This is a genomic window from Streptomyces thioluteus, assembly GCF_039535865.1.
The window spans coordinates 1-12,639 of record NZ_BAAAXZ010000026.1; the positions used below are offsets into that span (position 1 = coordinate 1).

Genomic DNA, 12,639 nt, shown 5'->3' on the forward strand with positions numbered 1-12,639 from the left:
TGGTGCACTCCGGTCATGGCGACCCGTACGGCCGTCGGGCGGCCCGAGTTTCTCCACAAGGCTGTCACCCGTCGCTGTACGCAGCAGGATCCGCACCTGGCGGTTGTGAGACCGACTCCCGGTGTTCTGACGACCCGAGATCATCGATGCTGGTCGCCCCCATCGCACAGGGGCCAGCGCGGTCTGCATCGTGGGGCCCCGCCGAAGACCGGCAAGTCACCATGATCATGCAGGCGTAGTACGCCAACGCGATCACCACCATACAACCCGAGTGTGCCATCTGATGGTCGTCCTGTTGGTCGACGAGCGTCCGGAATGAGGTCACCGACATGCACAGACGTGTTGCGGCATCAAGGCGATTGGTCATCTCCTCGACCTTACGACGCCGTGCCGAGGGACCACGATCCTACGTGCGGTCCGAGTGTGCTGGTTCCATCGAGCGCGCGCAAGCGCCTCTGTCGAGCTGGGTCACGACGTGCGTCGTGCTGCTCGACTCCATCATCCCGCCTGGTGCGCCGCGCCACACCGGGCCGCCCCGGCTATGTACTCCGGTCGCATTCCTGTCCGGTGTGTGTACGACTCGACCGCGCTTCTACGCCGACCGATAGAGTTCTCGTGCGCCGCGCTGGCCACCATCGAGGACGGCGGCTCGTCGTGACCATCCTGGCCACCGGCGCTGGTCGAGACCGGCTCGCGCATGGACGGGTGATCTTCGAGGATGTTCAGGGCACCGGCAACATGGAGCTCAAGCTCGACCGGAAGCTCGCCGACATGCGCATCTTCCCCGCGGTGGACGTCGACCCGTCCAGCACCCGCAAGGAGGAGATCCTGCTCGGCGCCGACGAGCTGGCCATCGTCTGGAAGCTCCGCCGTGTGTGCTGTCACGCGCTGGACTCGCAGCAGGCCATCGAGCTGCTCCTCGACAAGATGAAGCAGACGAAGTCCAACGCCGAGTTCCTGATGCAGATCGCCAAGACGGCGCCCGCGCCCGGCAACGGCAACGACTGACGGTCCCGTACGGAGCGGAACCCCCCGTCGCGAGAGCGACGGGGGGTTCCGCTTTTTGTCGCCTTGTCGTCGTCGTGATCTTGCCGAGTCCTCCTCGTGACCTTCTGAGACTTCCGCCACAGGGGCACCGCCTCGCACGCACCCCGCGCAAGTCCCGTCGTAACGGGTGAAAACGCAGGTGGCAGGGGGTGCGAGAAAGATCGGGGCGCCGCGATTCCCGGCCCGTTCCTAAGAAAGCCCTCACACGGCACCGTGCAACCCTGTCGCAGACCTCGCCGTCTGAGTTCCACGACGGCAGGGGGGAAGCCGAACCAGCGGAGGACTGAGGAACGTATGGCGGACGAGACCAGGGTACGAGGGCCGGTGCGCGCCGCCGGCGGCCCGGCGGGCCCCGTGGCCGCCGGCGCAAGCCCCGCGAGCGCCGCAAGGGCTGGCGAATAGCCCTCTGGACGACCACGGCGGTGGTCGTCCTGGGCGGCTCGGGCGTCGGGTACGCCTACTTCAAGCTCAACGGCAACCTGCACGGCGTCGACATCAACTCCGCCCTCGGCACCGACCGCCCCGACAACGTGGACAAACGGCTCGCAGGACATCCTCGTCCTCGGCTCCGACTCGCGGGCCGGCGCGAACGGCCAGTACGGCCGGGACGAGGGCAGCGCCCGCTCCGACACCGCGATGATCGTCCACGTCTACGCGGGCCACAAGAAGGCCAGCGTCGTCAGCATCCCGCGCGACACCATGGTTCCCCGCCCCGAGTGCAGGACGCTCGACGGCAAGGTGAGCCCGGCCGTCAAGCGGGCCCAGTTCAACGACGCCTACTCGGTCGGCGGCGCGGTCTGCGCGGTCAAGACCGTCGAGGCCATGACCGGGATCCGCATGGACCACTACCTGGAAGTGGACTTCGCCGGCTTCCAGAAGCTCATCGACAAGCTCGGCGGCGTCGAGGTCACCACCACCAAGCGGATCCGCGACCCGTACAGCCACCTCGACCTGCCCGCGGGCAGCCACCGGCTCGACGGCGAGCAGTCGCTGGGGCTGGTGCGCACCCGGCACGGCGTCGGCGACGGCAGCGACCTGGGCCGCATCAAGCTGCAGCAGGCGTTCATCAAGGCGCTGATCGACCAGGTCAAGTCCGTCGGGCTGTTCACCAACCCGGCCAAGCTCTACGGGATCGCCGACACCGCCACCAAGGCGCTCACCACCGATTCCGATCTGGCCTCGGTCAACAAGCTGCTCTCCTTCGCCAACGGGCTCAAGGGCATCGGCTCCAGCGACATGCACATGACCACCCTGCCGGTCGGCGCCGATCTGCTGGACAAGAACCGGGTCGCGCCGCTGCCCCAGGCCAAGCAGGTCTGGCAGGCGCTCCACGACGACAAGCCCATCCCCGAGTCCGCCCTCAAGGGCGGCGAGGGGACGAAGACCGACGCGGACGGCGTCGTCAAGTAGACGGCCGGGGCCCCGGGAATACCGGGGCCCCACCCCCCGTTTTGGGGGATACGGCCAGGACTGGCAGACTGGTACGTCGGCCCCGGTTCACGGAGGGCAATCCCGCCCTGCGACCCGGTGCCCTCCCGAAACTAGGAGAACCCTTGAAGCGCGACATCCACCCGGAGTACGTCGAGACCCAGGTCAGCTGCACCTGTGGCAACTCGTTCACCACGCGTAGCACCATCGACGGCGGCACCATCCGTGCCGAGGTCTGCTCCGCGTGCCACCCGTTCTACACGGGCAAGCAGAAGATCCTCGACACCGGTGGCCGTGTGGCGCGGTTCGAGGCCCGCTTCGGCAAGAACGCCGGGTCCGCCAAGAAGTAGCGGCCCGCTTGCGCCGGTCGGCCCTCTCCCGGGTGGCGGGGGAGGGCCGCACCGGCGCTTTGTCGTCCAGCAGGTCCGTCCGTCACTCAGCCAGGGAATCAAGATGTTCGAGGCAGTCGAGGAACTGGTCGGCGAGCACGCCGGCCTCGAGCAGCGGCTCGCCGACCCCGCCGTCCACGCGGACCAGGCGAACGCCCGCAAGCTCAACAAGCGCTACGCCGAGCTGACCCCGATCGTCGGCACCTACCGCTCCTGGAAGCGGGCCGGCGACGACATCGAGACGGCCCGCGAGTTCGCCGCCGCCGACCCCGACTTCGCCGCCGAGGTCAAGGAGCTGGAGAAGCAGCGCGAGGAGCTCACCGAGAAGCTCCGCCTGCTGCTGATCCCGCGCGACCCCAGCGACGACAAGGACGTCATCCTGGAGGTCAAGGCCGGCGCCGGTGGCGACGAGTCCGCCCTCTTCGCGGGCGACCTGCTGCGGATGTACCTGCGCTACGCCGAGCGCGTCGGCTGGAAGGCCGAGATCATCGACGCCACCGAGTCCGAGCTCGGCGGCTACAAGGACGTCCAGGTCGCGGTCAAGACCAAGGGCAACGTCACCCCCGAGCCCGGCCAGGGCGTCTGGGCCCGGCTGAAGTACGAGGGCGGCGTGCACCGCGTCCAGCGCGTGCCGGCCACCGAGTCCCAGGGCCGCATCCACACCTCCGCCGCCGGCGTGCTCGTCACGCCCGAGGCCGAGGAGATCGACGTCGAGATCAACCCCAACGACCTGCGCATCGACGTCTACCGCTCGTCCGGCCCCGGCGGCCAGTCCGTCAACACCACCGACTCGGCCGTGCGCATCACGCACCTGCCGACCGGCGTCGTGGCCTCCTGCCAGAACGAGAAGAGCCAGCTCCAGAACAAGGAGCAGGCCCTGCGCATCCTGCGCTCCCGGCTGCTCGCCGCGGCCCCAGGAGAAGGCCGAGGCCGAGGCCGCCGACGCCCGCCGCAGCCAGGTGCGCACCGTGGACCGGTCCGAGAAGATCCGGACCTACAACTTCCCGGAAAACCGCATCTCGGACCACCGCGTCGGTTTCAAGGCGTACAACTTGGACCAGGTGCTCGACGGGGACCTCGACGCGGTCATCCAGGCCTGCGTCGACGCCGACTCGGCGGCCAAGCTCGCCGCCACCCAGTAATCACGCACGGAGCGTACGGAGTCATGGAGCGCTACAGGAGGAAGGTCCAGTGAACCTGCTGCTCGCCGAGGTGGCCCAGGCCACCCAGCGGCTGGCCGACGCCGGCGTGCCCTCCCCGCGCTTCGACGCGGAGGAGCTCGCCGCCTTCGTCCACGGCGTCAAACGCGGTGAACTGCACCTCGTCGCCGACGCCGACTTCGACGCGCGCTACTGGGAGGCGGTCGCGCGCCGCGAGGCCCGCGAACCGCTCCAGCACATCACCGGCCGCGCCTTCTTCCGCTACCTGGAACTCCAGGTCGGACCCGGCGTCTTCGTGCCCCGGCCCGAGACCGAGTCGGTCGTCGGCTGGGCCATAGACGCCGTGCGCGCCATGGACGTCGTCGAGCCGCTCATCGTCGACCTGTGCACCGGCTCCGGGGCCATCGCCCTGGCCCTCGCCCAGGAGGTGCCCCGCGCCCGGGTGCACGCCGTCGAGCTCGACGAGACCGCCCTCTCCTGGGCGCGCAAGAACGTCGAGGGCTCGCGCGTCCAGCTGCACCACGGGGACGCGCTCACCGCGCTCCCCGAGCTCGACGGCCAGGTGGACCTGGTCGTCAGCAACCCGCCGTACATCCCGCTCACCGAGTGGGAGTACGTCGCCCCCGAGGCCCGCGACCACGACCCGCAGCTCGCCCTCTTCTCCGGCGAGGACGGCCTCGACACCATCCGCGGCCTGGAGCGCACCGCCCACCGGCTGCTGCGCCCCGGCGGTGTCGTCGTCATCGAGCACGCCGACACCCAGGGCGGCCAGGTGCCGTGGATCTTCACCGAGGAGCGGGGCTGGGCCGACGCGGCCGACCACCCCGACCTCAACAACCGGCCCCGGTTCGCGACGGCCCGGAAGGCGATGCCGTGACGACGGCGACTGACACAGATTTCCCGTTCGAGGAGGTTGGCTAATGGCTCGGCGATACGACTGCGGCGACGCGACCGACCGCAGGACCGGTCTGCGCGAAGCGGCCGCCGCGGTCCGCCGCGGCGAGCTGGTCGTGCTGCCCACCGACACCGTGTACGGCATCGGTGCGGACGCCTTCAGCCGCGAGGCCGTCGGTGACCTCCTGGAGGCCAAGGGCCGTGGCCGGGGCATGCCCTCGCCCGTCCTCGTCGGCTCCCCGAACACCCTGCACGGGCTCGTCACCGACTTCTCCGAGCAGGCCTGGGAGCTCGTCGACGCCTTCTGGGCCCGGCGCGCTCACCCTGGTCGCCAACCACCAGCCGTCGCTGACCTGGGACCTGGGCGAGACCCGCGGCACCGTCGCCATCCGCATGCCCCTGCACCCGGTCGCCATCGAGCTGCTCACCGAGTTCGGCCCCATGGCCGTCTCCAGCGCCAACCTCACCGGCCACCCGGCCCCGCAGACCTGCGACGCCGCCCAGGAGATGCTCGGCGACTCCGTCTCCGTCTACCTCGACGGCGGCCCCACCCCGGCCGACGTGCCGTCCTCCATCGTCGACGTCACCGGCAAGGTGCCCGTGCTGCTGCGCGCCGGGGCGATCAGCGCGGAGCAGCTCCGCGAGGTGGTACCCGACCTCGAGGTGGCGAATTGATCGCCCCGCAGGGGCGTGGCATAGCGGGACCGGAGACGAGCACCGACATCTTCCGCATCCTCCACGTCAGCACCGGCAACGTCTGCCGCTCGCCCATCACCGAGCGGCTGACCCGCCATGCCCTGATGGAGCGCCTCGGCGACCCGGGCGCCGGCGGCCTGGTGGTGGAGAGCGCCGGCACCTGGGGCCACGAGGGCGCGCCCATGGAGGCGCACGCGGCCACCGTGCTCGCCGACTTCGGCGCCGACGCGCACGGCTTCACCGGCCGTGAGCTGCTGGACGAGCACGTCATCCGCGCCGACCTGGTCCTCACCGCCACCCGCGACCACCGCGCCCAGGTCATCTCCATGGGCCACTCGGCGGGCCTGCGCACCTTCACGCTCAAGGAGTTCACCCGGCTGGTGCGGGCCATCGACCCGGTGACCCTCCCCGACCCCGTCCACCCCGGCGGGGTGGTCGCCCGCGCCCGCGCCCTGGTCCAGGCCGCGGCCGCGCTGCGCGGCTGGCTGCTGGCGCCGGACGCGGAGGCCGACGAGGTCCACGACCCGTACGGCGCGCCGATCACCTTCTTCCGCTCCATCGGGGACGAGATCAGCCAGGCGCTCGACCCGGTCCTCACCGCGCTCACCGGCATTCCGGACGGCCGGCACCCTGCATAGCCCCGGGCGCGGGCCTACATTGGGTGGTGAGCACGGCTCACCCGCCCACCGCACGGAGCCCGCGATGTCCGTCACCTCCGTACCCCCCGGCGCCGCCCGGACGGCGTCCGAGGCGCTGCTGCGGCAGGATCCCGAGATGGCGGGCATCCTGCTCGCCGAGGCCGAGCGGCAGGCCACCGGTCTCCAGCTGATCGCCGCGGAGAACTTCACCTCGCCCGCGGTCCTCGCGGCGCTCGCCTCGCCGCTGGCCGACAAGTACGCCGAGGGCTATCCCGGCGCCCGTCACCACGGCGGCTGCGAGGTGGCCGACCTGGCCGAGCGGGTCGCCACCGACCGGGCCAAGGCGCTGTTCGGGGCCGAGCACGCCAACGTCCAGCCGCACTCCGGCTCGTCCGCCGTGCTGGCCGCCTACGCGGCGCTGCTCAGGCCGGGCGACAAGGTGCTGGCCATGGGCCTGCGGGAGGGAGGGCACCTCACCCACGGCTCCCCGGCCAACTTCTCGGGCCGCTGGTTCGACTTCACCGGCTACGGGGTCCACCCGGACACCGGGCTCATCGACTACGACCGGCTGCGCGCCCTGGCCCTGGCGCACCGGCCCCGGGCGATCGTCTGCGGCTCGACCTCGTATCCGCGCCACCCCGACATACGCGCTCTTCCGCGAGATCGCCGACGAGGTGGGACGCCGCACCTCATCGTGGGACGCCGCGCACACCCATCGGCCTGGTCGCCCGGGGGAGCGGCGCCCAACCCTGTGCCGTACGCCGACGTGGTGTGCGCCACCACGCACAAGGTGCTGCGCGGGCCGCGCGCGGCGGGATGCTGCTGTGCGGGGGCGCGGCTGGCGGACCGCGTCGACCGGGCGGGTGTTCCCGTTCGTCCAGGGCGGCGCCCTGATGCACACCGTCGCCGCCAAGGCCGTCGCCTTCGGGGAGGCTGCCACGCCGGCGTTCACCGCGTACGCCATCAGGTGGTGGCCAACGCCCGGGCGCTCGCCGCCGCGCTGGCCGAGGAGGGCCTGGCCGTCGCCACCGGGGCACGGACACCCACCTGGGGACCGCCGACACGGGCCCGCTCGGTCTGGACGCCACGCGGCCCGCGGCCGGCTGGCCGGCGCCGGGATCGTGCTCGACGTCTGCGGCCTGGGCCAGGGGCTCGGCGCGCGGGCTGCGGCTGGGCACCGCGGCGGTCACCACCCAGGGCATGGGCGTTCCGGAGATGGACCGGGTGGCCGCCCTGATGGGGCGCGCAGCTGCGGGGCACGGAGCCGGCCGGCCGGCTCCGGGAGCAGGTCGCCGCACTGGCGACCGCGTTCCCGCCCTATTCCTGCGCGGGACTGATCGTTTGCAACCATCAGGGGGTGGTGAACGTCTTCATCTCCATTCACGGATCCGGGACCACGCGCGCATATGGTGGTGGGCTGTGATGTCCAGCGAGATCCCTGGGGGCAGCCCGTGCGTGAATACCTGCTGAACGCTGTGCGTCACCGTGGCGGTCACCTACCTGCTCACGGGCCGGTGCGAAAGTTCGCGATCATGGCCGGCGCGATGCCGGAGATCGCGCGCGCGCGACGTGCACCGCGAAACCGACTGCGCGTGCCGCGCGCTCGGCGGGATCGCCATGTTCGGCGGCCTGTGCGCGGGCCTGCTGGTCGCCTCGCACCTGTCGAACCTCAAGCCCGTCTTCGAGACGTCCAACGAGCCCAGAGCCCTGCTCTCCGGGGGCCGGGCTGATTCTGGCTGCTCGGCGTGCTGGACGACAAGTGGGGCGTGGGACGCCCTGGTCAAGCTGCGTGCGGCCAGTATGATCGCGCGGGCCGGCGTGATGGTGCTCCAGGGGCTGACTGACATCCTCTGGCTGCCGGTGCCCGGGCATCGGCACGGTGGCGCTCACCCCCATGCAGGGGCACGCTGCTGACCGTCGCCCTGGTGGTCCATCACCATCAACCGCGGTGAACTTCGTGGACGGCCTGGACGGCCTCGCCTCGGCATGGTGTGCCTGGCGGCGGCGGCGTTCTTCCTCTACGCCTACCGGCTCTGGTACGGGCACAACGTGGAGGCGGCCGCGCCGGCGACGCTCTTCGCGGCGGTCCTCATCGGCATGTGTCTGGGCTTCCTGCCGCACAACATGCACCCCGCGCGGATCTTCATGGGCGACTCGGGGTCGATGCTCATCGGCCTGGTGCTGGCCGCGGGCGCGATCTCCATCACCGGCCAGGTCGACCCCGAACCTGCTCGGCTCCTTCACCGGTTCCGAGAAGGCGACCGTGCAGGCCACGGTGCCGGTCTACATGCCGCTGCTGCTGCCGCTGACGATCATCGCGGTGCCGGTGGCGGACCTGCTGCTGGCGGTCGTGCGCCGGACGTGGAACGGCCAGTCGCCGTTCGCCGCCGACCGAGGCCATCTGCACCACCGGCTGCTGGAGATCGGCCACTCGCACAGCCGGGCGGTGCTGATCATGTACTTCTGGTCGGCGCTGATCTCGTTCGGCACGGTGGCGTACTCGGTGAACTCCGAGGCCAGCGGCCGGATCCTGCTGGTGATCGTGGCCCTGAGCGCGGTGGGCCTGGTGCTGCTGCTGATGCCGCGGTTCACCCCGCGGGCACCGCGCTGGGCCGAGCACCTGGTGCCGCCGCGCTACCGGCGCAAGGGCACCCCGCCCGCCGGGATCCCGGCGGCCGCCGGGGAGCAGGACCTGTCGGACGAGCGCGAGCCCGTCCCCGCGGGCCTGCACGGGGCGACGGCGATCGGCGACCGCTCGCGGTTCCGCGACGTACGGAACATCAGCGGCCGCCGCTAGCCGCTAGCAGAGAAGAAGCCGCTCGTCAGCCCGCTGACGGGCGGCTTCGCTCTTGCGTGTGACAGGCAGCACACGATATAGGTAAAGGCCTCATCAAATAGTTTGTGATACCGTTCACGAAACCGGTGGCAGAGCCGAAGGACCCTAGTGCAATACCTCTAACGGGCTCTTCGCCGCGCTTCTACGCGCCGAACCCCGGGATACGCCTCGTCCCCGACGAATCGTTGCTTCCGACTCCGCCGGAGAGACCCTTCATGCAGGCCAACGACGCCCGAACGCTACTTCAGTGCGCCGTACCGACCGCTGTCGCGGGGGTCGTCGCCGTTGCCGCCGCCTTCGCGTTCGCGGGGGGCAAGGGGGCCGTCGGAGCGGTCGCGGGCACCGCGCTCGCCCTGGCCAACATGTCGCTCGGTCTGTACATGCTCCAGCGCACTGCCCGGCAGTGGCCGCAGGTGTTCCAGATGATGGGACTCGCGCTCTACGCCGTGCAGTTCCTGGTGATCGCCGTACTCCTCGGCCTGTTGAAGGACACCACGCTCTTCAACGTCCGTTCCTTCGCCTTCTCGGTGCTCGCCGCGACCCTCGTCTGGGTCGCGGCCCAGCTGCGCGCCCACATGAAGATGAGATCCTTTACGTCGATCCCGAGGCCGCCGCCGACGCGAAGAAGCCCGCGCCGGCGGAGTCCCGGTCATGACAGGTAGGGCCGGAATAAGTGCTCGCTTGCTCACCTGCTATCGTCCGGTGCCATCTGAGGTGCAGCGGACGCAGACGGCCGGAGCCCCGCTCCCTGCGGGAGCGATTCGGCGGTCCGCCCAGCTGATGCCTGCGGTGGCCACCGGCCACCGGCCGACCTGCCGCACCCCTAACCGTAAGACCAGTCCAGTGCCGTTCCGTGGCTGCTTGCCGCGCCGACACAACGAGGTTGCCGTACCTATGCGCCATGTTGAAGGAGCTCGCGGTGAGTGCTGACCAGATGCTCGCCTTCGAGACCGACTGCCACATTCTTCGATGGGTGCGGCTTCCCGACACCGGGCCTTCACTCCTTCGTCTTCGAGCCGCTCTTCAAGATCGGCGGCATCGAGGTCAACAAGCCGATGCTGCTGGCCGTGCTGAGCTCGGTCGTCGTGCTCGTCTTCCTCTGGGCCGCCCTTCGGCCGCGCCAAGGTGGTGCCGGGCAAGCTCCAGATGGTCGGTGAGGCGGGCTACGACTTCATCCGCAAGGGGATCGTCTACGAGGCCCTGGGGAAGAAGGAGGGCGACAAGTACGTCCCCCTCATGGTCTCGCTGTTCTTCTTCATCTGGATCATGAACCTCTGGTCGATCGTCCCGGTCGCCCAGTTCCCGGTGACGTCGATCATTGCCTACCCGGCCGGTCTCGCCCTGCTGGTTTACCTGATCTGGGTGCCGCTGACCTTCAAGCGCCACGGCTTTGTCGGCGGCTTCAAGAACATCACCGGCTACAACAAGGAACTCGGCTGGGTCCTCCCGCTGGTCATGGTCCTGGAGCTGTTCTCCAACCTGCTGATCCGGCCGTTCACCCACGCGGTCCGGTCTCTTCGCGAACATGTTCGCCGGCCACGTCCTGCTGCTGATCTTCACCATCGCCAGCTGGTACCTGCTGAACGGCATCGTCATCGCCTACGCCGGCGTCTCCTTCGTGATGGTCATCCTGCTGACCGTCTTCGAGATGTTCATCCAGGCCCATTCAGGCGTACGTCTTCGTCCTCCTGGCCTGCTCGTACATCCAGGGCGCTCTCGCCGAGCACCACTGAGCAGTCCGCCCCTACAGACCCCCAGACGTCCGGTGTGGCCAACCCCCACCGGTCCGTGAAAGAGAAGGAAGAAACGGCATGTCCGCTGCGCTCCAGACCCTTGCCGACGGCGTTTCCCTGAAGGGCAACCTGGGCCTCCATCGGTTACGGCCTCGCGGCCATCGGACCCCGGTGTCGCGTCGGCATCATCTTCGGCAACGGCACCCAGGCCCTGGCCCGCCAGCCCGAGGCGGCCGCGTCTGATCCGCGCCAACCAGATCCTGGGCTTCGTCCTCTGTGAGGCGCTCGCCCTCATCGGCCTCGTCATGGGCTTCGTCTACGCCAGCTGATCCGGCTAGACGACACCATTGACGCGACGAAAGGCACTGATGTGATCGCCCTGGCAGCATCCCTGGCCTCGGAGAAGAACCCGCGTTCCTCCCGCCGATGCGGAGCTCGTCATCGGCCTGCTCGCCTTCCTCATCGTCCTCGTCTTCCTCGCAAGAAGCTCCTCCCGGGTCTGAACAAGACCCTGGGACGAGCGCCGGGCGGCCATCGAGGGCGGCCTGGAGAAGGCCAAGGCCGCCGAGGAGGAGGCCAAGCAGGTACTCGACGACTACCGGGCTCAGCTCGCCGAGGCACGCACCGAGGCCGCGCGCCTGCGCCAGGAGGCGCAGGAGCAGGGCGCCGCGATGGTCGTCGAGATGCGGGCCGAGGGCGAGCGGAGCAGCGGTGAGAGATCGTTGCTGCCGGCTCACGCCCAGGTCGAGGCCGACCGCCAGGCCGCCGCGGCCTCGCTGCGGCAGGACGTGGGCCAGCTGGCCATCGACCTGGCCGACCGGATCGTCGGCGAGTCCATGAAGGACTCCGCCCGGCAGGAACGCACCATCGACCGGTTCCCTCGACGCGCTCGAGGCCAAGCCGGCCGACACCACGAAGGCTGAGGTCACCCGATGAACGGAGCGAGCCGCGAGGCCCTGGCCTCCGCACGCGAGAACCTCGACGCGCTGGTGGACAGCGCCTCGGCCGACGCCGCGGGGCTCGCCGGGGACCTCGCCTCCGTCACCGCGCTGTTCGACCGCGAGGTGTCGCTGCGCCGGGTCCTCACCGACCCGGCGCAGCCCGCCGAGGCCAAGGCCGAGCTGGCCGGGCGCCTGCTGCGCGGACAGGTCGGCAGCGACGCGGCCGACCTGGTGAGCGGCCTGGTCCGCTCCCGCTGGTCGTCCTCGCGCGACCTGGTGGACGCGCTGGAGGAGCTCGCGGCGAGCGCCGACCTGGTCGCCGCCCAGCGGGCCGGCCAGCTGGACGACGTCGAGGACGAGCTGTTCCGCTTCGGCCGCATCGTCGAGTCCAACCCCGGTCTGCGCGCCGCGCTGACCGACAAGGTCGCCGACAAGGCCGCCAAGACCGAGCTGCTGCGCACGCTGCTGGGCGGCCGGGCCAACCCGGTCACCGAGCGGCTGGTCACCCGGCTGGTCACCGCACCGCGCGAGGCCGTAGCCTGGAAGCGGGGCTCACCGCCCTCTCCAAGCTGGCCGCGGACCGCCGTGGCCGCGCGTCGTCGCGGAGGTCACCTCCGCGGTGCCGCTGAACGACCGGCAGAAGCAGCGCCTCGGCGACGCCCTCGCCCGGATCTACGGGAAGCACGTCCACCTCAACCTGGACGTCGACCCGGAGGTCCTCGGCGGCATCCAGGTGCGCATCGGCGACGAGGTCATCAGCGGAACCATCGCGGACCGGCTCGCCGACGCGGGCCGCCGGATGGCCGGCTGACCAGCCACCAACTCAAGAGCATGACTGACGGCCCGAGTTGGGCCGACGGTGTCCCAGGGGGGAAGC

Annotated in this window: 5 protein-coding genes and 10 pseudogenes; all 15 read left to right on the forward strand. The window is 70.4% G+C overall.

Annotated features, from left to right (window positions below):
- Positions 1–1,008, forward strand: a pseudogene (locus ABD794_RS03120) (transcription termination factor Rho); the annotation flags it as partial.
- Between the two features lie 362 nt (positions 1,009–1,370).
- Positions 1,371–2,457, forward strand: a pseudogene (locus ABD794_RS03125) (LCP family protein); the annotation flags it as partial.
- Between the two features lie 143 nt (positions 2,458–2,600).
- Positions 2,601–2,825, forward strand: coding sequence for a 50S ribosomal protein L31 (gene rpmE, locus ABD794_RS03130; RefSeq protein WP_344960789.1), 225 nt, complete (start codon positions 2,601–2,603; stop codon positions 2,823–2,825).
- A gap of 103 nt (positions 2,826–2,928) precedes the next feature.
- A pseudogene (gene prfA, locus ABD794_RS03135) lies at positions 2,929–4,006 on the forward strand (peptide chain release factor 1).
- 49 nt (positions 4,007–4,055) lie between these two features.
- The gene (prmC, locus tag ABD794_RS03140) at positions 4,056–4,901 is read left to right on the forward strand and encodes a peptide chain release factor N(5)-glutamine methyltransferase (protein WP_344960790.1); all 846 of its coding nucleotides are present in this window, start codon (positions 4,056–4,058) and stop codon (positions 4,899–4,901) included.
- A gap of 43 nt (positions 4,902–4,944) precedes the next feature.
- Positions 4,945–5,593 (forward strand): annotated as a pseudogene (locus tag ABD794_RS03145) (L-threonylcarbamoyladenylate synthase).
- Positions 5,590–6,252, forward strand: coding sequence for an arsenate reductase/protein-tyrosine-phosphatase family protein (locus ABD794_RS03150; protein ID WP_344960791.1), 663 nt, complete (start codon positions 5,590–5,592; stop codon positions 6,250–6,252). Before ABD794_RS03145 ends, ABD794_RS03150 begins: the two are co-directional and overlap by 4 nt.
- Positions 6,253–6,388: 136 nt before the next feature.
- Positions 6,389–7,225: pseudogene (locus tag ABD794_RS03155) on the forward strand (hypothetical protein); the annotation flags it as partial.
- A complete protein-coding gene (locus tag ABD794_RS03160) occupies positions 7,146–7,589 on the forward strand; it encodes a hypothetical protein (RefSeq protein ID WP_344960821.1) in 444 nt (147 codons plus the stop codon). The pseudogene ABD794_RS03155 and the gene ABD794_RS03160, both read left to right, overlap by 80 nt.
- 114 nt (positions 7,590–7,703) lie before the next feature.
- Positions 7,704–9,049: pseudogene (locus tag ABD794_RS03165) on the forward strand (MraY family glycosyltransferase).
- 254 nt (positions 9,050–9,303) lie between these two features.
- A pseudogene (locus ABD794_RS03170) lies at positions 9,304–9,743 on the forward strand (Cg1360 family ATP-synthase-associated protein).
- Positions 9,744–10,007: 264 nt separating this feature from the next.
- Positions 10,008–10,821, forward strand: a pseudogene (gene atpB, locus ABD794_RS03175) (F0F1 ATP synthase subunit A).
- A gap of 78 nt (positions 10,822–10,899) precedes the next feature.
- A pseudogene (locus ABD794_RS03180) lies at positions 10,900–11,150 on the forward strand (ATP synthase subunit c family protein).
- A 216-nt stretch (positions 11,151–11,366) separates the two neighbouring features.
- Positions 11,367–11,744, forward strand: a complete 378-nt coding sequence (locus tag ABD794_RS03185) for a F0F1 ATP synthase subunit B family protein (RefSeq protein ID WP_425585910.1) — start codon at positions 11,367–11,369, stop codon at positions 11,742–11,744.
- Between the two features lie 9 nt (positions 11,745–11,753).
- A pseudogene (locus ABD794_RS03190) lies at positions 11,754–12,573 on the forward strand (F0F1 ATP synthase subunit delta).
- Positions 12,574–12,639: the final 66 nt, after the last annotated feature.